This is a genomic window from Streptomyces sp. DT224, assembly GCF_049844595.1.
Taxonomy (GTDB): domain Bacteria; phylum Actinomycetota; class Actinomycetes; order Streptomycetales; family Streptomycetaceae; genus Streptomyces.
In genome coordinates this window covers 18,146-44,000 of record NZ_JBNCLI010000013.1, presented here as the reverse complement: position 1 = coordinate 44,000, position 25,855 = coordinate 18,146, and the positions used below count along the sequence as shown (strand labels likewise).

The 25,855-nt window shown below is 71.0% G+C and carries 15 protein-coding genes and 3 pseudogenes; 13 read left to right on the top strand and 5 right to left on the bottom strand.

Going from position 1 to position 25,855, the window contains the following annotated elements; all coding sequences use genetic code 11:
• The first annotated feature begins 126 nt into the window (after positions 1-126).
• The 4 genes and pseudogenes from ACLQ2N_RS29685 to ACLQ2N_RS29670 all read left to right on the top strand — a co-directional run bounded on the left by ACLQ2N_RS29685 (position 127) and on the right by ACLQ2N_RS29670 (position 12,826).
• Entirely contained in the window at positions 127-6,654 is a 6,528-nt protein-coding gene (locus tag ACLQ2N_RS29685) for a beta-ketoacyl synthase N-terminal-like domain-containing protein (RefSeq protein ID WP_425817772.1), read from the top strand.
• Positions 6,655-6,664: 10 nt separating this feature from the next.
• Positions 6,665-10,546: pseudogene (locus tag ACLQ2N_RS29680) on the top strand (type I polyketide synthase); the annotation flags it as partial.
• 75 nt (positions 10,547-10,621) lie between these two features.
• The gene (gene dpgD / locus ACLQ2N_RS29675) at positions 10,622-11,425 is read left to right on the top strand and encodes an enoyl-CoA-hydratase DpgD (RefSeq protein ID WP_425817770.1); all 804 of its coding nucleotides are present in this window, start codon (positions 10,622-10,624) and stop codon (positions 11,423-11,425) included.
• Positions 11,426-11,467: 42 nt separating this feature from the next.
• Entirely contained in the window at positions 11,468-12,826 is a 1,359-nt protein-coding gene (locus ACLQ2N_RS29670) for an MFS transporter (protein ID WP_425817768.1), read from the top strand.
• Between the two features lie 81 nt (positions 12,827-12,907).
• Here the strand turns inward: ACLQ2N_RS29670 and ACLQ2N_RS29665 are convergent.
• Together ACLQ2N_RS29665 and ACLQ2N_RS29660 are read right to left on the bottom strand one after the other, a co-directional pair.
• Positions 12,908-13,024: pseudogene (locus ACLQ2N_RS29665) on the bottom strand (3-hydroxyacyl-CoA dehydrogenase family protein); the annotation flags it as partial.
• Between the two features lie 95 nt (positions 13,025-13,119).
• Positions 13,120-13,476: a tyrosine-type recombinase/integrase gene (locus ACLQ2N_RS29660; protein ID WP_425817766.1), complete on the bottom strand. Its 357-nt coding sequence runs from the start codon at positions 13,474-13,476 to the stop codon at positions 13,120-13,122.
• Between the two features lie 374 nt (positions 13,477-13,850).
• On the opposite strand from ACLQ2N_RS29660, the gene ACLQ2N_RS29655 reads away from it, so the two are divergent.
• The 5 genes from ACLQ2N_RS29655 (at position 13,851) to ACLQ2N_RS29635 (ending at position 18,373) form a co-directional block, all read left to right on the top strand.
• On the top strand, positions 13,851-14,912 hold the full coding sequence (locus tag ACLQ2N_RS29655; RefSeq protein WP_425817764.1) for a tyrosine-type recombinase/integrase: 1,062 nt from the start codon (positions 13,851-13,853) through the stop codon (positions 14,910-14,912).
• A complete protein-coding gene (locus tag ACLQ2N_RS29650) occupies positions 14,909-15,223 on the top strand; it encodes a helix-turn-helix domain-containing protein (protein WP_425817762.1) in 315 nt (104 codons plus the stop codon). Before ACLQ2N_RS29655 ends, ACLQ2N_RS29650 begins: the two co-directional genes overlap by 4 nt.
• Before the next feature lie 22 nt (positions 15,224-15,245).
• The gene (locus tag ACLQ2N_RS29645) at positions 15,246-16,868 is read left to right on the top strand and encodes a tyrosine-type recombinase/integrase (RefSeq protein ID WP_425817760.1); all 1,623 of its coding nucleotides are present in this window, start codon (positions 15,246-15,248) and stop codon (positions 16,866-16,868) included.
• Between the two features lie 172 nt (positions 16,869-17,040).
• Positions 17,041-17,277 carry a hypothetical protein gene (locus ACLQ2N_RS29640; RefSeq protein ID WP_425817758.1) on the top strand — a complete coding sequence of 79 codons (237 nt, stop codon included), beginning with the start codon at positions 17,041-17,043 and terminating at the stop codon, positions 17,275-17,277.
• A gap of 32 nt (positions 17,278-17,309) precedes the next feature.
• A protein-coding gene (locus ACLQ2N_RS29635) for an IS630 family transposase (protein ID WP_425817756.1) occupies positions 17,310-18,373 on the top strand; the annotation gives its coding sequence in 2 pieces (ribosomal slippage) (positions 17,310-17,757 and positions 17,757-18,373; 1,065 coding nt in all).
• Between the two features lie 24 nt (positions 18,374-18,397).
• Here the strand turns inward: ACLQ2N_RS29635 and ACLQ2N_RS29630 are convergent.
• The 3 genes and pseudogenes from ACLQ2N_RS29630 to ACLQ2N_RS29620 form a co-directional block, all read right to left on the bottom strand.
• Positions 18,398-18,907, bottom strand: coding sequence for an SUKH-4 family immunity protein (locus tag ACLQ2N_RS29630; RefSeq protein WP_425817754.1), 510 nt, complete (start codon positions 18,905-18,907; stop codon positions 18,398-18,400).
• A gap of 258 nt (positions 18,908-19,165) precedes the next feature.
• A pseudogene (locus tag ACLQ2N_RS29625) lies at positions 19,166-19,294 on the bottom strand (ATP-binding protein); the annotation flags it as partial.
• A gap of 311 nt (positions 19,295-19,605) precedes the next feature.
• Entirely contained in the window at positions 19,606-20,337 is a 732-nt protein-coding gene (locus ACLQ2N_RS29620) for a TetR/AcrR family transcriptional regulator (RefSeq protein WP_425817752.1), read from the bottom strand.
• A 294-nt stretch (positions 20,338-20,631) separates the two neighbouring features.
• Between ACLQ2N_RS29620 and ACLQ2N_RS29615 the strand changes: the two genes are divergently transcribed.
• Genes ACLQ2N_RS29615 through ACLQ2N_RS29600 form a run of 4 tightly spaced genes read left to right on the top strand, consistent with a single transcriptional unit; the run spans position 20,632 to position 25,845 of the window.
• Entirely contained in the window at positions 20,632-21,708 is a 1,077-nt protein-coding gene (locus ACLQ2N_RS29615; protein WP_425817750.1) for a hypothetical protein, read from the top strand.
• Entirely contained in the window at positions 21,705-23,750 is a 2,046-nt protein-coding gene (locus ACLQ2N_RS29610) for a hypothetical protein (protein WP_425817748.1), read from the top strand. The genes ACLQ2N_RS29615 and ACLQ2N_RS29610 overlap by 4 nt, the downstream gene beginning before the upstream one ends.
• Positions 23,747-25,228: a Cas10/Cmr2 second palm domain-containing protein gene (locus tag ACLQ2N_RS29605; protein WP_425817746.1), complete on the top strand. Its 1,482-nt coding sequence runs from the start codon at positions 23,747-23,749 to the stop codon at positions 25,226-25,228. Before ACLQ2N_RS29610 ends, ACLQ2N_RS29605 begins: the two co-directional genes overlap by 4 nt.
• On the top strand, positions 25,225-25,845 hold the full coding sequence (locus ACLQ2N_RS29600; RefSeq protein ID WP_425817744.1) for an RAMP superfamily CRISPR-associated protein: 621 nt from the start codon (positions 25,225-25,227) through the stop codon (positions 25,843-25,845). The genes ACLQ2N_RS29605 and ACLQ2N_RS29600 overlap by 4 nt, the downstream gene beginning before the upstream one ends.
• Positions 25,846-25,855: the final 10 nt, after the last annotated feature.

Here is a 25,855-nt window from a genome sequence, read left to right as displayed (position 1 = left end):
GGCGCACTGGATCAGGGGAATAACTAGGGGTTGTATTCCCTGAGTCGGCGTTTCTAGTGTTACTCGAAGTGTGCTCGCCGGTTGCGGCAGCGGGATGGGCAGGCTCAAGCAGGCAGGAGCGTACGAGTGACGCAAGTCGAAGATATTCAGCCACTTTCCGAGCTACTGCGCGGGCACGCGCTCGACCGTCCGGACAAAGTGGCCTTCGCCGACGAGGAGCGCCGGGTCACCTATGCCCGGCTCGCCGAGCGGACGGGGCGGCTGGCCGGCCACCTGGCCGGGCTCGGGGCGGAGCGCGGCGACCGGATCGCGATCCTGCTCGGCAACAGCGTGACGACCGTCGAAAGCTATCTCGCCGTCACCCGCGCGGCCGCCGTGGGCGTGCCGGTCAACCCCCACTCCTCGGACGCCGAACTGGCACACCAACTGGACGACAGCGGAGCCAGGTTCGTCATCACCGACGCCGCCCACACGGAACAGGTCGAACGCATGCGGGCCACCCGGGCCGGCATCACCGTCGTCCTCGCGCACGGCAGCGCCTCCGGCCGTGACGTCCACGCCTTCGAGGAGCTCGCGGAGAGCGAGCCCGGCCAGGCGCCGCGGGACGACCTGGGCCTCGACGAGCCGGCCTGGATCCTCTACACCTCCGGCACCACGGGACCGGCCAAAGGCGTGGTCTCCCACCAGCGGGCCTGCTTGTGGTCGGTCCGCTCCTCCTATCAGGGGGTCCTCGAACTCGCGCCGGACGACCGGGTGCTGTGGCCCCTGCCGCTCTTCCACAGCCTCGCGCACATCCTCTGCGTCCTGGGCGTCACCGCCACCGGAGCCACCGCGCGCATCCTCCCCGGCTTCGGCGCCCGCGACGTGCTCGACGCCCTGCGCACCGGGTCGTTCACCGTGCTGGTCGGCGTCCCGTCGATGTACTTCCAGCTGGTGGAAGCGGTGGAGGAGGCCGAGGCGGCCGGCCGGGCGGTTCCGAGGCCCCGGGTCTGCGTGGTCTCGGGTGCCGCGACCGGCGCGGCGCTCGCGGAGACCGTCGAGCGCGTGCTCGGCGCACCGCTCGTGAACAGCTACGGCGCCACCGAGACCTGCGGCGCGATCACCCTCAGCCGCCCCGGCTCCCCGCGGCCACCCGGCAGCTGCGGTACCGCGGTGCCCGGCACCACGCTGCGCCTGGTCGATCCGCGCACCGGCCTCGACGTGCGCACCGGCGACGAGGGCGAGGTCCTCGTCAGGAGCCCGGGCCTGCTGCTCCGCTACCACGGCCGGCCGGAGGAGACCGCGGCCGCGTTGCGCGACGGCTGGTACCGCACCGGAGACCTGGCTCGGATCGACGCCGCCGGGTGCGTGACCCTCACCGGCCGCGTCAAGGAGCTCATCATCCGCGCCGGCGAGAACATCCTCCCCGGCGAGATCGAAGAGGTCCTGCGAAGCGTCCCGGGCATCGAGGACGCGGCCGTCACCGGCCGCCCGGACGAGGTACTCGGTGAAGTGCCCGTCGCCTATGTGGTTCCCGAGTCCGGGACGTGGTCGCCCGCCGAGGCACTGGCGGCGTGCCGGGACCGGCTCAGTTACTTCAAGGTTCCGGCGGCACTCTACGAAGTCGCCGCGCTTCCGCTGACCGGCTCCGGCAAGGTCAGCCGTCGCAGGCTCGGGCAGGTGCCCGCCAGGATGCGGGGCGTCGGCACGAGCCACCACGAACACCTCTGGCGCAGGGTATGGGTTCCGTGGGAGCCGACAGCCCCGGACGGCAGCGCGGCGGCGGCGGACGACACGACCGCACGCTGGGCCGTGATCGGGCCGGGTGAACCGGCGTTCGCGGAGGCCCTGCGCCGGACCGGCACCACCACTGATGCCTTCCCGGACCTGGATGCGGCTCACGCGGCCGGACCGTTCGACGGCTATCTGCTGACACCTGGCACGCCGGACGACAGCACCTCCGGCACCGGTCCCTCGGACCTCGCCCCGCCGTACGGCGCGATCGACGGGCCGCCCGCATGGCAGCGGGACGTTCCCTCCGACGGCCGGATCGTCGTCGTCACCCGGGGCGCCACGGCGGCCCGTCCCGAGGACCGGGTGGATCCGGCCGCAGCGGCCGCCTGTGCCCGGATCCTCGCCGACGGCGCCGGCCGGGCCGCCGTGGTCGACCTCGAACCGGGGGAGCCGACCGGGGAGGCGCAAGCCGCCGCCTGGCGCATCATCCTGCAAGCCCCGCCGCAGGAGACGGAGTTCGCGGTCCGCGCCGGGACCGTCCTCGTGCCGCGGCTCAGGCGCGCACGGGCGTCGGCCGCGGTCGCCGCCGTCGCACCACGGGCCGGCGGGACGGCCCTCGTGACCGGCACGAGCAACACCCTCACCCACATCGTCGCGGCTCACCTGGTCGTGGACGAGGGCGTCCGCGACATCGCCGTGACGGACACCGACCCGGCCGCGGCCGAAACCCTGGCCGCCCGGCTGACGGAACTCGGCGCCACCGTGACCGTACGCGCCGAACGGCCGGACACCGCCGAGGGCGCCGCCGCCCTGATCGGCGCCCTCGGCCCGGACCGCGCATTCGACACGATCGTCCACCCGGTGGCCACGTCCGCCGACGCCGCGGCCGCGGAGCGGCTGGTCGCCCTCACCCGAGGGGACGGGCGCACCACCGTCACGCTCCTGGGCACGCTCGACGGTCTCTTCGCCCGCCTCCCGGACCGCGCCTCCGCCCGACCGGGCACGGCCTCCGCGGCGGCGGCCGCTGCCTGTGCCGCCGCCCTCGCCCACGACGCCGGCCACGTCACCTTCCTGGCCTTCGGGCCGGTCGCCGTCGACGGGGAGGTCCCCGACACCCCGCCCGGACTCGCCGCACTCACCGCCCGGGAGGCGGGTGACGCATTCGACGCCGCGCGGGCGACGGGTGACGGCCAGGCGTTCGTCCTGCGCACCGACCCATGGACCGTGCGGTCCTCGGAGGCCGCCCCGCTCCGCAAGCTGCTCCACGTGCCCGCCGACGACCTCGCCGGCCCCGGCGACACGGACCACGAGGGGCTTCGGCAGCGGGTCGGCGGCTTGCCCCACAGGGCGCGACAGCGGGCGCTCACCGAGCTCGTACGGGCCGAGGCGGCGCACGTCCTCGGCCTCGACGAGCCCAAACGCATCGAGGCCGACCGTGCCCTGACCCACCTCGGGCTCACCTCGCTCACCGCCGTCGCCCTCCGCGACCGGCTGGCCGCCCGTACCGGTCTGCGCCTGTCCGTGACCATGGCCTTCGACCATCCGACGGCCAAGGCGCTGGCCGCGGCCCTGGACCGCGAGCTCTTCGGCCGCGGTCCGGACGAGGACTCCGGCCCGGCCCCCGCGCGCGCCGACGGCGACCCCGTCGTCATCATCGGGATGGGCTGCCGCTACCCCGGCGGCGTCGCCTCCCCCGAGGACCTGTGGCGGCTCGTGGCCGAGGGCCGCGACGCCATCGGTCCGTTCCCCACCGACCGCGGCTGGGACCTGGAGCGGCTGCTGTCCGGCGACGGAAAGGAGCCCGGCACCTCGGCGACCGGCAAGGGCGGATTCCTCGATGCGCCGGGCGACTTCGACGCCGCGTTCTTCGGCATCAGCCCCCGCGAGGCCCTCGCCATGGACCCGCAGCAACGACTGCTCCTGGAGGTCGGCTGGGAGGCGGTGGAGCGCGCCGGCATCGATCCGACCGCCCTGCGGCAGACCGACACCGGCGTGTACATGGGGCTGATGTTCCACGACTACGCCAAGAACCCCGGCCCCCTCCCCGAGGACCTGGAACGGCTCCTCGGCACGGGCACCGCAGGCAGTGTCGCCTCCGGGCGCCTCGCCTACACGCTGGGCCTCCACGGACCCGCCCTCACGATCGACACCGCCTGCTCCTCCTCGCTCGTCGCCCTGCACCTGGCCGCGCAGGCACTGCACCGCGGTGATTGCTCGCTGGCCCTGGCCGGTGGTGTGGCGGTGATGGCCACCCCCGCCACCTTCGTGGAGTTCAGCCGGCAGCACGGCCTGGCCCCGGACGGCCGTTGCAAGCCCTTCGGCGCGGATGCCGACGGCACCGGCTGGTCCGAGGGCGTCGGCGTCGTCGTCCTGGAACGGCTCTCCGACGCGCGGCGCAACGGCCATCCCGTCCTCGCCGTGCTCCGCGGCAGCGCGGTCAACCAGGACGGCTCCAGCAACGGCCTCACCGCGCCGAGCGGACCGGCGCAGCAGCAGGTCATCCGCCGGGCCCTCGCCGACGCGGGCCTGGTCCCCGACGACATCGACGCCGTCGAGGCCCACGGCACCGGCACCGTGCTCGGCGATCCGATCGAGGCCAACGCCCTCCTCGCGACCTACGGGCGCGGCCGGGACCCGAAGAATCCGCTGCTCGTGGGCTCGTTCAAGTCCAACATCGGCCACGCCCAGTCCGCGGCCGGCGTTGGCGCCGTCATCAAGATGGTGCAGGCGATCCGGCACGGCGAACTGCCGCGCACCCTGCATGCCGAGCGGCCGACTCCTGCCGTCGACTGGGACTCGGGTGCGGTCGAGCTGCTCCAGGAGCACACCGTCTGGCCCGGGACGGCGGACCGCCGGCGTGCCGCCGTGTCGTCGTTCGGGGTGAGCGGCACCAACGCCCACCTCATCCTGGAACAGGCCCCGGAATCACCGCCCGTCCCCGATCCGGCCGGAGCGCCCGACACCGTGCCGGTCGTGCTGTCGGCCCGCACGGGGCCAGCGCTGCGCCGCCGGGCCGAACTCCTGCTCGACCTGGTCCGGACCGGATCCGACGTCCGTGTCCCCGACCTCGCGGCCGCCCTGGCCACCACCCGTACGGCTTTCCCGCGGCGCGCCGCGTTCGTCGTGGAAGGGACGGCGGAACTGCAGCGCCGCCTGACGGCCGTCGCCGCCGGCGAGGATCGCGGATTCGCGCCGGACGGGGCCCGCGGCGAGCCGTCACTGGCCCTCGGATTCACCGGGCAGGGCAGTCAGCACACGGGCATGGGCAGGGAGTTGTACGCCTCCTACCCCGTCTTCGCCGCCGCGCTCGACGCGGTTTGCGCCGCTCTCGACCCGCACCTGGACCGTGCGCTGCGCGACGTCATGTGGGCCCCCGAGGACACACCCGGGGCCGCGCTCCTCGACCGTACCGACTTCGCCCAGGCCGCGCTGTTCGCCCTGGAGACCGCGCTCTTCCGGCTCGTCGAGTCCTGGGGCCTGGTTCCCGATCTCGTCATGGGACATTCCGTCGGGGCGCTGGCCGCCGCACACGCGGCCGGGGTGCTGTCCCTTCAGGACGCGGCGTCGCTCGTCGCCTCCCGCGGCCGGCTGATGGCCGCGCTGCCGTCCGGCGGCGCCATGGCGGCGATCGAGGCGACCGAGGACGAGGTCCGGTACACGTGCGCCACCGTGTGCGGGGCGGGCGCCGAGGTCGTGGCCGTCGCCGCCGTCAACGGTCCGCGCTCGGTCGTGGTGTCCGGCACCCAGGAAGCGGTACGAGCCGTCGGTGAGGCGTTCCGGGCACGGCAGCGCCGGGTGACCGGACTCCGGGTCAGTCATGCCTTCCACTCACCGCTGATCGAACCCATGCTGGAGGATTTCCGAGCGGTGGCGAAGAAAGCGGTCTACCGGCCGCCGGTGATCCCGATGATCTCCGACCTGACCGGGCGGCTCGCCGAGACCTCCCAGCTCTGCTCGCCCGACTACTGGGTGCGTCATGCGCGCGAGGCCGTTCGCTTCGCGGAGGCGGTGACCGCCCTCCCGGCCCAGGGGATCACCGCCTTCCTCGAACTCGGACCCGACCGCCGGCTCACCGGGATGGTGCGCGACAGCCTGCCCGGCGGCGAGCTGGACCTGTGCGGCGGACTGCACCGCGGACGGTCCGAAGTGCGCTCCCTGCTCGACGCCGTGGCGCGGGCCCACGCGCACGGCGTTCCCGTGGACTGGCCGGCGTTCTTCGCCGGACGTCCCGCGTGCCCGGTCGACCTGCCCGTCTATCCGTTCGAGCACCGCCGTTACTGGCTCGCCTCCGTACCGGCGGGGACCACCGGGGTGCAGACACAGGCAAACGCGCAGACCCAGGGGGCGGAACCGCCGCCCCCGGACGAGCCCTCGGCCGTGGAACGGCTGCGCGCCGAACTGGCGCGTCTCTCCGACGAGCTGAGGGAGAAGAAGCTGACCGAACTCGTCCGGAAGGAGGTCGCCGAAGTGGCCGGCTTCGACGGTCCCCACGAGTTCGAGGCGCACAGCAGCATGAGCGAGCTCGGGCTCGACTCCGTCTCCGTCGTCGACCTGAGCGTTCGCCTCGGCGCGCGGACCGGGCTCGAACTGCCCGCCTCCCTGGCCTTCGACCACCCGACATCGACGGCCATCGCACGCCACGTGCTCGCCGCACTCCACGCCTCCGGCCTCACCCGGGACGGTGAGGACGCCCGGACGCCGGAAGGCACGGTCTTCGGGGAACTGGCCCGGTTCGAGGCGTCCCTCGAACGCGACCGTCCCGACGCCGCCACCCGGGACCGGCTCGTGGAGCGGCTGCGCGCCCTGACAGCGCACCTCGTGGAGGGCCCGGCGGGGAACTCCGAGCGCGCGCAGGACGGGGCGCCCGGCGAGCGGATCCTCCAGGCCACGACGGTCGACCAGCTCTTCGACCTCATCGACAACGAACTGAAGGGACTGTGACGTGACGGGCAACGAGGAGAAGCTGGTCGACTACCTCAAGAAGGTCACCGCCGAGTTGCAGGAAACCCGCCGGAAGCTCCGCAACGCCACCGCGGCGAGCCGTGAACCGATCGCCATCGTCGGCATGGCCTGCCACTATCCCGGCGGTATCCGGTCCCCCGAGGATCTGTGGCGGCTGGTCCTGGAGGAGCGGGACGCCATCTCCGGATTCCCGTCGAACCGGGGCTGGGACCTGGAGGGCATCTACGACCCGGACCCCGACAAGCCGGGGGCCTGCAACGCCCGTGAGGGTGGCTTCCTGCACGAAGCCGGGCTGTTCGACGCGGAGTTCTTCGGAGTCTCGCCCCGTGAGGCGCAGGCGATGGACCCGCAGCAGCGGCTGCTCCTGGAGGCCGCCTGGGAGGCGTTCGAGCGCGCCGGGATCGACCCGGCCTCGCTGCGCGGCAGCGACACGGGCGTGTTCACCGGGGTCGTCCACCACGACTATGCGACCGCGGCGGTGCCGGACGCGCTGGAGCCCTATCTGGTCACCGGCCTGTCCGGCGGGGTGGCCTCGGGCCGCATCGCGTACACCTTCGGCTTGGAGGGGCCGGCGGTGACCGTGGACACCGCGTGCTCGTCCTCGTTGGTCGCCCTGCACCAGGCGGCGCACGCGCTGCGGTCCGGGGAGTGCGGGCTCGCGCTGGCGGGCGGCGTCACGGTCATGGCGACACCGCGCGCGTTCCTCTCCTTCAGCCGGCAGCGCGGCCTGTCGCCCGACGGCCGGTGCCGCGCGTTCGGGGCCGGGGCCGACGGCACGGGGTGGGCCGAGGGGGTGGGCATGCTGCTCGTCGAGCGGCTGTCGGACGCCCGGCGGAACGGCCACCCGGTGCTCGCGGTCCTGCGGGGGTCGGCGGTGAACCAGGACGGCGCCTCCAACGGACTCTCGGCGCCCAACGGCCCGTCCCAGCAGCGGGTGATCCGCCAGGCCCTGGCGCATGCGGGGCTCTCCGCCCGGGACGTCGACGTCGTCGAGGGCCATGGCACCGGCACCAAGCTCGGGGATCCGATCGAGGCCCAGGCGCTGCTGGCCACGTACGGCCTGGAACACGACGCCGACCTGCCCCTCTACCTGGGGTCGATGAAGTCGAACGTGGGTCACACGCAGGCCGCGGCCGGAGTCGGCGGAGTGATCAAGATGGTCGAGGCGATGCGGCACGGGATCCTGCCCAAGACCCTGCACGCGGACGAGGCCACCCCGCATGTCGACTGGTCGGCGGGGGCGGTGGAGCTCCTGACGAGCCGGCGCGACTGGCCCGAGACGGGCCGGCCCCGCCGGGCGGCCGTCTCCTCCTTCGGGATCAGCGGCACCAACGCCCACGTCATACTGGAAGCGCCGCCGGCACCGGACGTGCGGACGGCGCCGGACGGCGCGACCGACGGCCCGGCGGTGGAATCCGTCCTGCCTCCCCTGGTGCCCTGGCCGCTGTCCGGGCTCGGCGCCGGAGCGCTGCGGGACCAGATCACGCGGCTGCGGGCCTCCCTCGGCGAGGCGCCGGCCGACCCCCGGGACGTGGGCTTCACGCTCGCGCGGCGCGCGGTCTTCCGGCACCGCGCGGTGCTTCTCCGGGGCGCCGCGGGCACCCGCGAGATCACCGGCGTGGCGCGGCCGGGCGGCACGGCCCTGCTGTTCCCCGGCCAGGGCAGCCAACGGCTCGGCATGGGGCGGGAACTGTACGACGCCTATCCGGTCTTCGCGAAATCGTTCGACGCGATCGCGGAGCACACCGGGCTGCCCTTGAAGGACGTGGTCTTCGGTCCCGCACGGGACGGGGCTCTCGACCGTACGCGCTACGCGCAGGTGGCCCTGTTCGCCGTGGAGGTGTCGCTGTACCGGCTGATACGCGACCTGGGCGTCGACGTCGACGCCGTCGTCGGCCACTCGGTGGGTGAGGTGGCCGCGGCCCACGTGGCCGGAGTGATGTCCCTGGAGGACGCGTGCCGACTCGTGGAGGCACGCGGCCGGCTGATGGAGGCGCTCCCGGAGGGCGGCGCGATGGCGGCGGCCGAGGTGTCCGAGAACGAGGCGATGTCGGCCCTGGCCGGACTGGAGGACCGGGTGGCACTGGCCGCCGTCAACGGCCCCACCTCCGTCGTTCTGTCCGGCGAGGAGGCCGAGGTTCAAAAGCTCATCGACGGCTGGCGCGAACGAGGCGTGCGCACACACTGGCTGACGGTCAGTCATGCGTTCCACTCGCCGCTGATGGACCCGATGCTGGCAGAGTTCCGCCGGGTCGTGACAGGCATCGAACTGCGTGAACCCCTGGCGGCGGGTCTGCCCGCCGAGGTGGTGGACCCCGAGTACTGGGTGCGGCACGTGCGCCGGCCCGTGCGCTTCGCCGACGCCGTGGCCCGGGCCCGCGAGGCCGGGGTCGTGCGCTGGCTGGAGGCCGGACCCGGTGGCGTCCTGACCGCCCTGGCCCAGCGGATCGTGCCCGACGAGGACGAGGGGCAGGTCTTCGCGGCGGCACTGCGCCCGGACCGCCCGGAGACCGAGTCGCTCGTGACGGCCCTGGCCCAGATCCATGTCGACGGCGGGACGGTCGACTGGAGCCGGCTGACGGCCGGCCCCGGCACGCTGGTGGACCTTCCGACGTACCCCTTCCAGTACCGGCATTTCTGGGTCGAGGACCACGTCTCGACGACGATCTCCCCGTCGCCGTCCACGGGCCGTCGGACCACGGCCCCCGTCGAAGGAGCCGGAGGAGGGCCGGGCGCGGAGGACGGAGTGGCCGGGTCTCCGGTCGGGCTGACGGGCGCCGAGCGACTGGCCGCCCTGGTCGAGCTCGTACGGACCGAGGCATCGGACACCCTCGGTCACACCGGCACGACGATCACGGCAGGCATGACCCGCCAGGAACTCGGCTTCGACTCGCTGACCTCTGTCGAGCTGAGCAACCGGCTCAGCCGCACCCTGGGTCTGCGACTGCCCGCCACGCTGGTCCTGGACCATGCGGACCTGGCCTCCGTCGCGGCCTTCATCGACGCCCGGCTGGAGGACGTCTCCACCGGGCGGCGCGCGGACAACTCCGGGTCCGGGGCGGGAGGCACCGGGCTGCTCACCGAGCTGTTCCGGGAAGCGGTCGCGGCCGGGAGGTTCGAGGACGCTGCGAAGGTGACCGATGCCGCCGCACGGATGCGCAGGAGGTTCACCGACCCCGCGGACCCCGCCGTCCGCCGTGTCCCGGTCTGGCTCGGGCGACGGCCGGCCCGTCCCACGGTCGTCTGCCTGCCCTCCTTCAGCGCGATAGCGGGCGTCCACGTGTACGCCCGCTTCGCCGACGGGTTCAGCGACGCGTGGAAGGTGGCGGCGCTGGCCCATCCGGGGTTCTCGCCGGGCGAGCCGCTGCCCGAGTCGGTCAGGGTCCTGGCGGAGCTGCACGCACGGACGGTCCATGAGCTGGCGGAGGGCGCCCCGCTCCTGCTGGTCGGCCGCTCCGCGGGAGGCTGGGTGGCCCACGAGGTGGCGGCCGCCCTGGAGCGGATGGGCGAGACCCCCATCGGCGTCGTCCTGCTCGACACCCCGGCAGGCGGGGAGGACCCGCGGGGGCACGGCGTGATGGTCGGCGGCATGCTGGAGCGCGACAGCCGGCTCGTCACGGTCGACGACTACCGGCTGACCGCGATGGCCGCCTACGCGCGTCTCTTCGGCGACTGGACGCCCGAGCCCATCGCGTCCCCCACCCTGCTGGTGCACGCCGACACCCCGTACGGGCCCGACGCGCGGCGGATCGCCTCCTGGCATCACCCCCACGAGGCCGCCGAGGTGACGGGCGATCACTTCACCATGCTGGAGAAGCACTCCACGACCACGGCCGAGGCGGTGGAGAGGTGGGCGAGCCCGCTGGTGTGACCCGGCGACGGCCATGGTCGCGCCGCGCGGACCCCCTCCCGTATCAGTGACCGGCCGACGAATGAGGAATGACGGATGCTCGACGCCTTGCAGCGCGTCCGCTACGAGAAGCGCGACCACGTCGCGTACATCACCCTGGACCGTCCGCATGTGCTCAACGCGATGGACCTGCGCACGCATGCCGAACTGGCCGAGGTCTGGGACGATTTCGAGAAGGACGACGCCCTCTGGGTGGGCGTGCTCACCGGAGCCGGTGACCGGTCCTTCTCTGTGGGGCAGGACCTCAAGGAGCTGGTCCGCCGGGTCGAGGAGGGTACCGCCACCTCGACCTTCGGCAGCCGGGACAAGCCGGGCTGGCCCCGGCTCACCGAGCGGTTCTCCCTGTTCAAACCGCTGATCGCCCGGGTGAACGGCTACGCCTTCGGCGGCGGCTTCGAGCTGGCCCTGGCCTGCGACATCGTGATCGCCGCGGAACACGCCGAGTTCGCGCTGACCGAGGCGAGACTGGGCCTGGTCGCGGGCGCCGGCGGCGTGTTCCGGCTGACCCGGCAGGCGCCGTACCGCGCGGCCATGGGATATCTGCTGACCGGCCGTCGCATGACCGCGGCGCGCGCGTACGAGCTGGGCCTGGTCAACGAGGTGGTGCCGGCCGACGGTCTCGACGCCTGTCTGAACGGCTGGCTGGAGGACATCCTCAGCTGCGCGCCGCTGTCCCTGCGGGCCGCCAAGGAGGCCGCGACGGTCTCGGCCACGATGCCGCTGCACCGGGCGTTCGCCACTCGGTACGCGTGGGAGGAGCGGCGCATGCACAGCCGGGACGCCCTGGAGGGCCCGCGCGCCTTCGTCGAGAAGCGCACCCCGAAGTGGACCGGAAGCTGACCGGACCGAAGGAAATGCCCACCGCGCGACGAAAGGTTTCCCATGTCCCTCGACTCCCTGCCGGACGCCGGCCGGACGCCCGCGGCGCGACCGAGCGTCCAGGAGTTCATCGACTCGGCCCCCGTGGGGGCGCGACAGCGGCTGGTCGCCCTCATCGGCCTCGTGGTGATGGTCGCGGAGGGCCTCGACATCACCATCGCGAGCTTCGTGTACCCCCATGTCATGGACGACTGGGGGACGCCGATCGGTGTGGTGACCACCATCGTCACCACCGGTGTGCTGAGTATGGCGATCGGTGGCGTGGTGGCCGGACCGCTGGCCGACAGGTATGGGCGCAAGGGCGTGACCACAGCCGGAATCCTCGTCTTCGGCGCGGCCACGGCGGCGATGGCGCTCGCCACCGGCATCGGCCTCTTCGCGCTCCTGCGCGTCGTGGCGTGCCTCGGACTCGGTGCCGTGGCCCCCGGCGTCATGGCGATCGTCGCCGACGCGACTCCGGCGCGCTGCCGGGCATCCGTCGTTGCCCTCGCCTTCTCAGGCATCGCGGCGGGGACGGTCGCGGGCGGGTTCCTCGCCTCGGCGGTCATCCCCGGCCACGGCTGGCAGGTCCTGCTGGCCCTCTGCGGCCTGGTCCCCCTCCTGCTCGTCCCCCTCGTGGTGACCTGCGTTCCGGAATCGGTGAGCGTGCTCGTCGCCCGTGGCCGCCCGGTCGAGGACATCCACACGAGCCTCGCGCTGCTGGTGCCGGGCAGGGACGTGTCCCACGTCGACCTGACGCGGGTCCGGCTCGAGGAGCGGGAACCGGAGCAGCTCAGGGCGATCGTGCTGTCGCGCTCCTACGCGCGGATCACGCTGCTCATCTGGGTCTGCTACTTCGCCCTGCTGGGCGTCGTCTACCTGCTCCTCAACTACCTGCCGCTCATGACCGCGCGAGCCGGACTGACCGCGGCGCGCACCGGGGCCGTCGTGGCCCTGTTCGGTGTGGGAACCCTGTGCGGACAGTTGCTCGTGTCGTTCGGCCTCCGACGGTGCGACCGCTTCCGCCTCCTCGCCCTCGCGGCGGCGCTGAGCGCGGTCGCCGTCTGCGCCGCCGCGGCCGCGGGGACCGGGCATGCCCGGATGTACGCCCTCGTCCTCGCCCTCGGTGTGTTCCTGGGCGGCTCCATGGGCTCGCTCCAGGCCATCGGGGCGCTGGCCTATCCGGCGGCTCTGCGGGCCACCGGAATGGGCTGGATGACCGGCGTCGGCCGCGTCGGCACGCTCGCCAGCGGCCTGCTGGGCGGCATGATGATCGGCGCGGGATGGGGCATCTCGGGAATCCTCTACGCGCTCAGCGCCCCGCTCGCCCTCACCGCCGTGGCCGCACTGCTGCTCCGCGACGGGGAAGGCCGGCGTTCCTGATCCCCGGGCGGGGCATCCGGCCCCGGGTGACGTGCGCCGGGCAGGCCCGCCGGCACCGGCGCCGGGCCTGCCCGGGACGTGTCACGCGTACGGGTAGAACCCCGACCCCGACTTCCGGCCGAGGCGGCCCGCGTCGACCATGCGCTGGAGCAGCGGGGGAGCGGCGTACAGCGGCTCCTTGTACTCGGCGTACAACTGGGCGGCGTTGCGCGTAGCCGTGTGACCTGCGCATTCGTCGGTTATGTGGCGGCTTTGCCAGCGCCAGGGACTTCTCAGGGACTTTCGATCCTGCGTCACATGAGCCACCTATCCATCGCGGCCAGCCCGCGCTTGCCTGCGCCCGGCATGAAGTGAGCGTAGTAGTCGAGCGTGACCTTGGGGGAGGAGTGCCCCAGCCAGGTCGCCACGCTCACGATGGACTCGCCAGCCTCCAACTGTACGCTCGCGAAGGTGTGGCGCAGGACGTGGAACATGTCCGGCCGTGAGCGCTCGTAGACGGGGTGGAGGCGGACGCGGGAACCGTAACTCTCCGCCTTCTCGCCGACCTGGCGCAGAACCCCCGCGGCTACGAGAGCGGGTTTCCAGCTGCGCTCGTTCCAAGTCCCGGGATTGATCCGAAGCCCGTGGGAGGTGCTCAGTACGAGTCGCACGGTGATCGGCTTGCGCTGACGCTCTTCCAACTCGGTCGCCGGCTGCTCAGGATTACGCCACGGCAGGGTGCACTCGACTGGCGGGAAGAGCTGGAAGTGGAGCCGAACGCGGTGCGCAAGGTTCGGAGGAAGGGGCACAACACGGAGCCTTTTCCAACCTCACGCTGACGCGTGATGGAGGACAAGGCTCACTCTTGCCATTCTTCGTCGGCGGGGACGTCCCAATAGAACTGGGGCTGGCACTTGTTCCCTGGAGGAGATCTGTCCTGCGACCTGCCGGTTTCGGGGTCCTGGGCGTCTCTTTGGTTATCCTGCTGACAGCGTGGTTTTGTAGGCGCTACCTTCATTCGTCAGGTGCGAGGAAGGTGTGCCGGATGGTGGAGTCGCGTCTGCGGGTGATCGAGGGCCGGACGGTGCCCGAGGTGCCTGCCTGGGACCCGTGGGAGTTCCAGGCGCTGTGCGTGGAGGCGTTCGTGGCCTCGTGGCGGGCCCGGGGGTTCAGCCCGGTGACGGTCGACAACGACATCGGCCTGCTGGAGCGGACATTGAAGGCCCTGGGGCGGCCGGCGTGGGATGTCACGCCCGAGGACATCGACCGCGTTGTCGGCGGCCTGGCCGTGCAGGGGCGGGCGCCGTCCACCCGCCGCGGATACGTCCAGATCTTCAAGGGTTTCCACCGGTTCCTGCAGGCCCGCAAAGCGGTTGAGATCCAGGCGGCGTTCGGCGTCCGGCTGGTCTGCCCGGTGGACGAGTTCAACGCCTCACGACATGTCGGCGACGACTCCCCGGCGCTGTTGCCCCCGCCGACGCCCGAGCGGGTCGAGGAGTTCTTCGACTTCCTCAAGGCCCGGATCGCCACCGCCCGCAAGTACGCGCCCGCCGCCCGCGACTACGCATTGTTCCGGACGCTGTATCACGCCGGCCTGCGCTCGGAAGAGGCCTCGCTCCTGGACCGCGCGGACGTCCACTTCGACCGCGGACCGTTCGGCAAACTGCACGTGCGCTTCGGCAAGGGCGCCCACACCTCCGGGCCCCGTCCGCGCTGGGTGCCCATGCTCGATCAACTTGACCTGGTCCTGCGCTGGTTCCTCGACGACGTCCGCGGCAAGTTCCCCGACTCGCCCGCACTGTTCGCCGACGAGTCGGGCGGCCACCTGCACCAAGGCACCGTCCGCAACCGCCTGCGCTATCTGATGGAACTCGAGGGCCGTCCGGCCGCCGACCGGTTCAGCCCTCATGCCCTGCGGAGGGCCTGCGCGACCCACAACTACGAGCGCGGAGTGGACTTGGTGGCCATCCAGCAGCTACTCGGTCACTGGACAGTCAGTTCCACCATGAGATACGTCCGGCCCTCGGCCACGTTCATCGAGGAAGCCTATCGACGGGCCGTGACCAGCACACTCGGCGAGCTCACCGGAGAGGAACCCACGCCGTGAACATCAAGTGGAAGCTGCGGATGGCCGCCGCCCAGCGCGAGGTCTGGACCGGTGCCCAGCTGCGGCGCCTCCTGGCCGAGAAAGCGGGCCTGGAACTGTCCTCCGCCTCGGTGTCGGCCCTGTTCACCAAGGAACCCTCCCAGGTGAAGATGTCCACGCTCGCAGCGTTGTGCACCGCACTGGAGTGCACCCCCAACGACCTGATCGAGGTCGACACCACCCCCGTCGAACGCCCTGCGGCCCCTCCTCGACCGGCAACCGAACTGCCCCGGGTCGCCTCGGCCCGCGGCCGGTCCATGCCGCCGATCTGACCGAAGGAGGTGTGGTCGAAGCATGGGCAAGAGGCAGCGGGACTGCGTCGGTTGCGGGGCGCCGGTCGGCTACATCGGCCGGCAGCACTGCTGCCGCTGCACGGCCCGGACGAAGGAGGAAGCCGCCCGCGCGTCCTGCCCTGCCTGCGGGAGGTCACGCGTCCTGCAGGCCGACACCGGACGGTGCATCACCTGCTCGCGGACCTGCGCGGGCTGCGGCCGCCCGGTCCGCTCGCCGACCGCCAGCCACTGCGGGATCTGCCGACGGGAAGCCGACCGGCAGGCCGCGAAGCAGGTCTGTCCGCGCTGCCAGCGGCCCGGCCTTCTGCAGACCGGCACCGGATGGTGCGGCCACTGCTCGCGCCAGCGGCAGGCCAAGCAGCCTCCGCGGCAGTGCGCCGACTGCGGCCAGGTGAGACGCCATGCCGGTCTCGGACTCTGTTCGGGCTGCTGGCAGAAGCACCCCGACCGACCCTTCATCGCCGCCGAGAATCTGGCCGCACGGCTTGCCGAGCCCGTGCCCTGGCTGGGTGACTTCGTCGGCCATCTCGCCGACCGGCACTGCGCGAGCCGTGCCTGCACCATGATCAGCACCCTGGGCAGACTGCTGGACGACGAACACCCCAACCACCCCCAGGCACTGCTGGACCGCGCTCGCCGCCCCGGCCGATCGATGGGCTCCCTCGCTCGCGCGCTCGAGGGCTTCTTCACCCAGCGCGGCCTCGCCCTTCCCACCGACCAGGCGCAACGGCTCGCCGCTGGACGCCGCCGACGCCGCATCGACGCCACCCCGCTCCCGCTTCGACCGCAGGTGCAGGCGTTCGCCGAGTCCATGTTGCGAGCGCGCGAGCGCGCCCTGAAGGCCGGCACCCTGCCTCGCACCGACAGCACCATCGAGGCGGCCCTGGCCATCGTCCGGGACCTCGCTCGCTTCCTGACCGGCACGCGCAACAAGCAGGACTGGGCCCTGGCCGACGTCCACGATGTCGAGGCCTTCCTGGCGACTATGCCGAAGGCCCGGCAACGCCGGCTGACCGTGCTGCGGCAGTACTTCCGCTTCGCCTGCTCCCGCAAGGTCGTGCTGATCGACCCCACCCGGGAAGTGAAGGCCAAGTGCCCGTCAGGGTTCAGCGGCACGACCGTCGCCGTCGACCGGCAGCGCCAGCTGTTCCGCCGCTGGACCACCGGCACGGACGCGCACCCGCATGAGGCACTGCTCGGGATCCTGGCTCTCCTTCACGCGGCCTCCAGCAGTGAGGTCCGGCTCCTGCGAGTGGACGACCTCGACCCCAGCAGCCGCACCATCCGCCTGGGCAGACGGCCGCATCCAGTACCCATGGACCCGGCCAGCTGGTCGGCACTCCAACGCTGCCTGGCCCACCGCGCGGACCAGAGCACCGACAACCCCCACGTGATCGTCACCCGGATCACCAAGACCGGCCGGGCCCCGGCCTCAACCGCCTATGTCAGCCACCTCCTGGACCCCTGCGGCGTCCCGCCCCGAACCCTGCGAAGCACCCGACTCGCAGACCTGGTGAACACCCTCGATCCCAAGCTCGTCGCCGCAGCGCTCGGCATGGACCCTGAAGGCGTCATGATCTACCTCGCCGACCACGTCGATGCCATCCGCCTGGTGGAGCCGTGACCGCTTCAAAATCGCTGTTCAGAGCTGATCTGGGACCTGCAGAATCAGCAACATGCCGCGCTTCTTGTGTGACCGTTGCCGATGCCCGCTCACCATACCGGTCACCAAGATCAAAGTTCCGTCGCCAGTCCCACCCTCCGAGACTCCCGGCATCCGGACACGGCCACCCCGGATGCCGCGCGGCACCTATGCCGCGAACTTCCGGCTGAGCGAGTTCACCATCGACATCCCCGGCTTTGTGGTTCATCCCGACGATGTCGTCGGCACCGAATTGCACTCCGGTTGGGACCGATTGAGCGCCTGCTGCCAGGGACCCAGCGGCACCAACGGACCCAATGTCGTCTGCGGGAGCTGCGGCGCCGAGGTGGCTACTGAACTTGATTGGGTGATGTCGGAGCCGTTCGCCTGACGGTGGATGGTCCGTTCCGGTAGCCCTGGACCGTGAGGTACGCGCAGGGCGGCGGCTTGACCGACGCCGGGAGGGCCGTGAGAGAGCGGGTCCGGCTGCAGGCCGTGGAACGCTTCGAGGACGGGCAGAGGAATCGGGAGATCGCTGCCGCGTTGCGGGTCAGCGAGCGGTCGGTGGAGCGGTGGCGCCGGCAGTGGCGTGAGCGCGGCGAGGCCGGAGTCCTGTCGAAGGGGTCGCCAGGGCGGCCGAGACTCACCGACGCGCAGATCGCCAGGCTGGAACGGGAGTTGGAGAGTGGGCCACTGGTTCACGGCTGGGCGGATCAGCGGTGGACGCTTGCGCGGATCAAGACGCTGATCGGCCGGCTGTTCCACGTGAGCTACACGTTGGAGGGCACCTGGCGGCTGCTGAAGCGGCACGGCTGGTCCTGGCAGCAGCCAGCCCGGCGGGCGATCGAGCGCGACGACGCGGCGGTCGAGGTCTGGAAGAAGGAGTACTGGCCGCTGGTAAAAGCACCGCGGCGGCGTGCGGCGGCTGGGTCGTCTTCGAGGACGAAGCCGGGCAGTCGTTGACGCCGCCGCGTGCGAGGAGCTGGGGACGCAGGGGCTGTACTCCGGTGGTCCGGGTGCGCGGCCGGGGCTCGGGCCGGGTGTCCATGGCCGGGTTGACCTGCTACAAGCCTGGGAAGCGGTCGCGGATGTTCTACTCGGTCCGGGAGTACCGGGGCCGCAAGGGCGAGCCGAAGGGGATCGGCTGGCGCGACCTGCGCGACCTGCTGGTCAGGGCGCACATCCAGCTCGGCGGCCCGATCGTGCTCGTGTGGGACAACCTGCGCATGCACCTGGTCGAACCGATGCGCCAGTTCATCGCCGACCACGCCGACTGGCTGTCCGTCTTCCAACTGCCGAGTTACTCACCTGACTTGAATCCGCAGGAGGGCATCTGGTCGTTGGTCAAGCGCGACATCGGCAACCTCGCCGCGGCCGACCTCGGCCAGGTCACCCGGGCCGTGAAGCGCAGGCTCAAGCAGATCCAGTACCGCCCGGACCTTGTCGACGGCTGCCTCGCCGGCACGGACCTGATCATGGACGGCTGACCCGCGGTCGAGTTCGCTGCCGGATCACGCATCCCAGTCCGTGTAGTCCCCGATCGCCACGTCGTCGCAGAACGTCTCCCAGAACCCGTTGTCCGCGAGCGCGGTATCGTCGATGCCGAGGATGAGATCGCGAAGCTCTTCCGCCACCTCCTCGTACCTGTCCTCGTCGCGGTCCGCATAGAACGGGAAGCGTTCGATTACCGCGGCCACGCACTGGTTGAAGGAGCCGAGATCGCTGTTGACGTGCCGAGCCGTCGCTGAGTCGATCGTGGGAATCTGCACCATGTGACCAGTGGCAACGTCGATGGCGATGCGTCCGAACAGGCCACTCGTCGCGATAGCGACCAGCCCCTGCTCACCGATCTCCCCGAGGTACACCGGCGCGTTCAGCGGCCGGTACTCGTATCCGATCAACCCGGCGGGGATGCCGGTCTCACCGAGATCGACAGCGATCTGAGCGGGTGCCTCGGGCGGGGCCTCGACGCGAATCAAGGCCAACTCGGGCTTCGGCAACTGCGGCAGGGGTTGACTCACTGGGAGATCTTCTCCCGAAGGACCGCCCCGGCAACACCCGCAGATCTGCGGGACGAGCGGCCCTGCCGGGCGGCTTCCCGACATCACCCAATCAACTTCAGTACCAAGCAGGCCGACTGCTTCACCCAAGACCAGGTGGTACTCGAGTCCACCGCAGTCTGCCTCTCCTTCACAGACGACTGATCACGCGACGAGTTCCCAAGCCGAACTCGTTGACATTCGGCGGCACCTCGCACGGGTTCGCCGGAACGTGTGCGCTTTGCCGAAGGTCTTGTTCGAGGTCAGGATGATCGATCCCTTCTCATAACGCTTGGAGATGACCTGGAAGACCAGGTTCGCCTCGGCTCGTTCGAGGGGCTGGTAGCCCACCTCGTCGACCACGAGGACGCTCCGGCGCCGGCGAGGTCTGCCAGCGGGTCCACCGCTGGAGTCACGACATCGGTCTGGAACAGTTCTGCATGTGCATCGTCGCATTGCTCAGCGACGGGTCCTTCGAAGTAGTCGTCATGAGTCACCGGCGAGCCGTACCGCGACGGCCAATCGAGAGCCTGGGGCTTTTCTGGCCCGGCATGCTCGGCGAACTGACCTCCAGCAGCTGCTTGTTACTCATCATCGACGGTCTGACCGAACATGCGGGCCGATCTGATCAAGTCACGTGCGGAGCTGCGGGCTCTATGCTCGGCCGCCCCTGTCCCTTTCTATCGCGGGTCCGTGTCGGGGTTCAGCCCGAGTGTCTTCAGGAGGTTTGTGATCATGTCGTGGAACAGGGCGTGGTGGTCGCCGAACGCGAACCCGAAGTGTCCGTAGACGGCCATGCAGGTCACCCCGTAGATCTGCCGCCAGCAGGTGATCATCAAGTAGGCGACACCGAGGGGCAGGTGGAGGTTCATTGCCTGCTGGTAGGTGTTCACCTGTTCTCTGAGTGGCTGCGGCAGTTCGTCGTCCGCAGGGTAGTCCAGTGTGCCTCGCTGCCACAGTTCCGTGAACAGCTGGCCGAAGAGGCCGCCCAGTTCGCGCGGAATGATGTGGGGCAGGTCCCCGTCCGTGGTTTCGACGGCCCGGTAGGAGGATCCCATGAGCAGGTCGAAGGCGGCGCGGTTGGCCAGTGCCCAGTCGAACACGGCTCGGCTTCCCGCATGCAGCCGGGAGCTGAGGTCGTGGGGGTCCTGCCGCTGGACGGCGTCTTCGACAATGACGATCAGTTCTGCGGTCATGTCGTCGTAGAGGGCCCGGACCAGTCCGTTCCGGCCGTCGAAGTACCGGTAGAGGGCTGGGGGGCTTACTCCGACGGCTCGCGCGACCGCCGCCAGCGTCAGGCCGTCGATGCCTTCAGCTGCCGCGATCTGCCGGGCCGCTTGCCGGGTCTCGTCGACAAGCTGTTCGCGGAGGCGTGCTCGCCGGCTCGGAAGGCCCCGGTCTGTGGCATTCATGGTGCACCTCCAGCAACTCGGCTGACGCGGGGCGGGGGGAGGGACCCGGGCGTCAACTCGCACTCACGAAACTGTGTTGATCGTGTCTTTCGCCCTCGAACGACTTGCCCTGGCACGGTGTCGCTCTGCTAATAGTAGTCCCAGAGTGAAGACCCTTCACTGAGTCCAGAGGGTGGGGGGAGGGGTCTCGCTGTGAGGCGCTGTCGTTCAAACCGGATTCGGCTGTCATGGGGGCACGGTATGGGAAGTACGGGTGGGGTGCTCCGGCAGTTATGCCGGGAGCTGTTCAGCCGAGTGGGGTTCGGCACGCTGCTGATCACCATCGGTGGTGCTGTGTCACTGGGCATGGTGCCGAACATCGTCGAGGCAGTTGCCGGGCCGTGGGTCGTGGCCTTCGTCGGGATCTTCGTGTTGTCCGTGATCGTCGTGTTCGCCGGATGGTGGATGCGTCGCGATCGTGGTGTGGGCGTCGTGGTCTGGCTGATGCCGGGTACCGGATCGCTGCACCGGCTGACGGACTCCATCGCGGATGCCACAGCCCGGCATGGGGCCTTCTTTGCCATCCAGCGTGACCGCCTGTGGCCCGATCACCGGCGTCTGCCCGCCCTCCGTGACCGGGTGGATGTCGCCCACTGGCAGATCCAGGACCGCCTCCACGACTGTGCGTCCGGCCCGGTGTCGTCCACGCATGTGTCGCTCTATGTTCACGCGCGCCTGCCCGAGACGTTCGCTCTGGGGCGGCGGATGATCAGCGACTCCTACGGTCAGCTCGATGTCATGCACTTCGCGCACCAGGCCGGCAATTCCTTCGTGAAGGTCTTGGAGCTGGACAACCGTCTGACCCGGCCCACGGACGCCGCTGACCGCAGAGCCATCGAGCCATGGCTCACCCCCGCATCGATGCGGGCGGAGATCCAGCAGCACGATGGCGTGGCCGAGGACTATCAACACCGGCTCATGCTGATCGTCAATCTGACACGCAATGCGAACGCCGTGGCGACAGCGCGCGAAGTGGCCCGTACCGGGGAGGTGGTGGCGCCGGACGGGAGCCACACCGGCTACTACTTCGACGCGGCTGATCCCCGCGCACCTGGTCCGCCCTGCAAGGCGTACGTGGAGATCGAGACGAAGGGCGAAGGCATCCCGGACACGGCGCAGGTGTACGAGCCGATGGTGCGGCACATCCTGGAGCGGTGGCGCGAAGCCTGCCGTGTCCGCCGGCAGGAGCTCGGCGGCCGGCCGGTGCAGGTCGTGCTGGCGCTGAGTGCGCCGGCGCCGTTCGCTTTGGCGCTCGGACGCTTCATCGAACAGAGCGTCATCATGCTGCCGCACTCCATGGAGCTCGTACGCGGAGAGGAGCCCACACTGTGAAGCACCCGGTTCCCTCTCCGGCGCGGCCCGAGGGCGAATTCACCAACCCTTACACCTTCGTGCCGCTGCCGACGATCGCCGCCCCCGCGCAGTTTTCGCACCCCGCAGCCGGTCACGCCAAGTTGGGTGAAGGCCGTTACCAGGGCGAGATCGAGGTGGAGCTGACCGCCTGCGCCCCGCTGTTGCTTCGCGGGGTGCGCGAGGGCGATGTCGCGGACGGTGTGCAGCGCTTCCCGCGCCGGGCCTTTCCCGCGGACGGCCTGATGGAGCCGGTGCCGTACCTGCCGGGGGCGTCCCTCGCAGGCGTCGTCCGCTCGCTTCACGAACTCATCGGCGGCGGCTGTCTGCGGGTGTTCAGGGACGACTTCCTGCCCGTGTACCGGGACCGGCCCAAGGCCCTGCCTGCTCAGTGGCGCATGGCCACGGTCGACGCGGTCGACGAGGAGGGACGGCCCACCAGGTTCACCGTCTGCGCGAGCGAACGCCGCCGCGTACCGCTCGACATCCTGCGCCGGGCCAAGGGCGGGCTGCCCGTGACGGGGGACCGGATCAGCTTCGGACCCGATGCCGTCGTCGTGGGCGATCACGTGAAGACCAAGGTACGCAGCGGGACGATCGACTGGAGCGAGTCCGGTGACTGGGTCCTGCTGATCACGCACGCGGGCGCACACCAACCGGACGACGTGCACTACGCCTACGCCGGCCACCTCGGGCCCGGCTCCTACGACGCCCACGGCATCACCGACGCGGCCTGGCAGGAGTACCAGGACGCGGTGGAGGGCGCCAACGATGCGCGAGAGTCCCGTAAGCCCGAGGAAAGCCGAAGGGGACAGGATCCGTTCACCGCGAGAGTCAGGCCCGGAGAAGACCCCGGCCGCGACCCGATCGGCGTGCGCCACAAGGCTCTGCCGCGCCTGCGGCCCCGACAGGTCGTCTGGGTGACGACCGAACCGCACAGCATGCCGGGGCGACCCCGGGTCACCCGGCTGGCCCTCAGCCAGATCTGGCGGCACACCGCCACGGGCGAACCGTCAGGACGACGCGTCCCCACGCGGCTGCTGCCCTGCCACGATCCTCAAGAGCTGTGCCCGACCTGCCGGATCTTCGGGTCCGCGGACACGCGTGGCAAGGACGACTTCGCCGCGCGTCAGCATTCCTATCGCGGGCACATCCGGTTCTCCGACGCACGCCCGCTCGGCACCGCTCCTCCCACCACACACGAGTACAACCTGGCACCTTTGGGTACCCCGCGCCCCGGTGCGGGACAGTTCTACCTCCAGCCGACGAACATCCAGCCGAAGAGCAACGAGGTTCCGCTGCGTGAGTGGGGGTCGCGGGCCGACGCCGGCGAAGCGCGTCGGCTGCGGGGACGCAAGCAGTACTGGCTGACCGGAAAAAGCCACAGACGGCCGTACTTCAGGGCAGACCCGAATACCACCTGGTCGGACAACAAGGACATGCAGCAGCGCGCGGAGGCGGTAGCACCGGGCAGCAGGTTCACCTACACCGTCCGCTTCACGAACCTCGACCTCGGCGAGCTGGGGGGACTCCTCACTGCCCTGGACCCCGCCGGCCTGTTCCCGGGAAACACCGGATTCGCTGCCGGCGGTGGACGCCCGCTCGGCTTCGGCACCTGCACCTCCCACGTGAAGGCGCTGCGCGCCTACACCGCCGCGCAGTGGTACACGGGCGCCGGCCGGGAGCAGACCCTCATTGACCCGCAGGACGCGATCGCGGCCTTCCGCGACACGGTCGACCGGGGCGTACGAGAGACCTGGCCGGACGTGCGCGCAGCGCTGACAGTCGACCATGTCGCCCCGGACAACGTCTGGTACCCGGTCAACGCCCGCATCCCCGAGGGGAAGCTGACCCCCGAGGACCTGGAAGCAGGGTTCACCTTCTGGGCCGAGACCGCAGGCGAACAGCTCGCAGACAGACGCAGGGAACTGCGCCCACTGCCAAGGCCGAGCGCCCCTGCGCAGGACCAGGCCCTTCCCGTTATCAGCGAGCAGTCCACGCCCAAGAAGAAGGGCCGGCGATGAAGGCGCCCTCGACGAGGATATACCTGGACGTCGGCGCGGTCCGCATCCAGCACTACCTCTCACGCACACCCCACCTGAAAGCCAGGCGCGCCGCGAGCGCCGCCCTGGCAGCCACCACCCGCATCGACCCGCAGCACCCCCTGATCGCGGGGCGGGCCGAGATCAACGAGGCGGCCGGGGAAGCGGACGGTGTACTCAACCTGGTGCTGACCGACGACCCCGCCCGCCCGTACGACACCGCCCAGGCGGCACGCCGGGCCGAGATGCTCGCACGCGAGCTGCTGGCAAGGCTGCGCGCAGACCTGCCCGGGGCGGAGTTCCGCGCCGGCTGGGCCGAGGCTTCGGACTACCCGTCGGCGTACCGGCTGATCGACGCGCAGTACCGTGCAGGCCAAGGGCTGGAGTCCCTCCCGGCCGTCCCCGAGTTCCCGCTGACGGTGCCCTGCCGGGTGTGCCACACAGCAAGTTCCACAGGAAGGGCCTCCACCGGTGGCCCTGAACTGCTGGATGCCTGTGCGGACTGTGTGCGCCGCTACTCGGTACGTGCGCGCAAGGGCGGAAAAGCCCAGGAGGAGCAGCTCCTCAGCGCCGTACAGCACAGGCTGAACCACACACTGGAGCTGGCGCCGGACCTGTCCGCTCTGACGCTTCCACGCGGCACCGACGCCGGCAACAAGGGCATCACCCAGATCGCTACCGTCTACATCGACGGCAACGCCTTCGGCATGTTCTTCGACCAGCTCGCCATGCACGGTACGGCGTCCCGCACCGGGGCCCGGACACTCGTCGACAAGGCAGCCATCTCCCGGGCGCTGAACGAACACACCCGTACCGCTCTGACCGATGCCACCTGCGCGGTCGTACGCGCGGACGACATCCGGATGGCCGTCGTCCCCCACCTGGTGGGCGGCGACGACGTACTGGTCAGCCTTCCCGCCGACCGGGCATGGCCATTCGTCCTGCACTACTTGGAACGCTTCGGCGTGCTGGTTCAGCGCACCCGGGGCGAGGTCGCCGGATTCATCAAGAAGCTCCCCGACCTGTCGGCTTCGGCCGGCATCGCCTTCTCCCACCCCACCCACCCCTTCCATCTGCTGGTAGAGGCAGCGGACCAGAGACTGCGCAAGGCCAAGCAGGCGGTGGCCGGGACTGAGGCTTCGGTGGACTTCGTCGACCTGACCGCCGACGGCCCAGCCGGCGGCGACCTGCCCGCACTGCGCGCAAAGCACCTGCTCGACCTTCGACCACAGCTCACCGCCCTGGCAGCCCTGCCCGGTTCACGACGCACCGGATGGGAGACCGCCCTGCGCGCCGCCCGGACAGCGGGAACCCCCGACGCCGCGCTGGACGTGCTCCTGGCCGACGCCGAACGCCTGGGCTGCCGCGCCATCATCCAGCCCTTCCTGCCCGACGACAGTGGTGCGCGCCCCGCGATCGGACTGCGCCAGGCCCTGCGGATCACGAGGTGGTGGTCATGAACACCGAGCCGGCCCGCACGACACCGGGCGCCGCCCAACTGCCCCCTGATCCGCTCGCCGGTGACACGGTGAGAGTCCACATCGCCTTCCACGGTCCGTTCCGGGTGGCCACCGGTCGTGCCCATGAAGGCACCGACCAGACCGTGAACCGGGCCGATCTGATTCCCGCCTCCTCCATCAAGGGGCTGCTGCGGGCCTCCGCGGCCCAGCTGCTGCCCGGCCGACACGACCTCCTGGGTGCGGTGTTCGGCACCGCGATCACCCCCACCCCCTGGCACTGGGGGCAAGTCCGCTTCAACGACACACCCGAGGTTGTTCCCCGGGCCCGTGTGTCCCTGGACCCGGACACCGGAGCAGCACGCAACAACCACCTTCTCCTGGGTGAGGAGGTCTGGGCCACCACCGCTGAGTTCACCATCAGCAGGCAGGGGCACGTGCCTGCCGACCAGCTGGCCGACCACCGCACCGTACTGGCCTGCGCCGCCGCCGGCGTACACACGCTCGGCGGTGACCGGCGGCGCGGGCTGGGATGGGTGACATGCACACCCCACCCGGCCGTTGACGAGGCGCTGCTGGCACGGTTCGAGGAACTGCGCGCCGCCGACAGGCGAGACTGAGGAGCCCGAC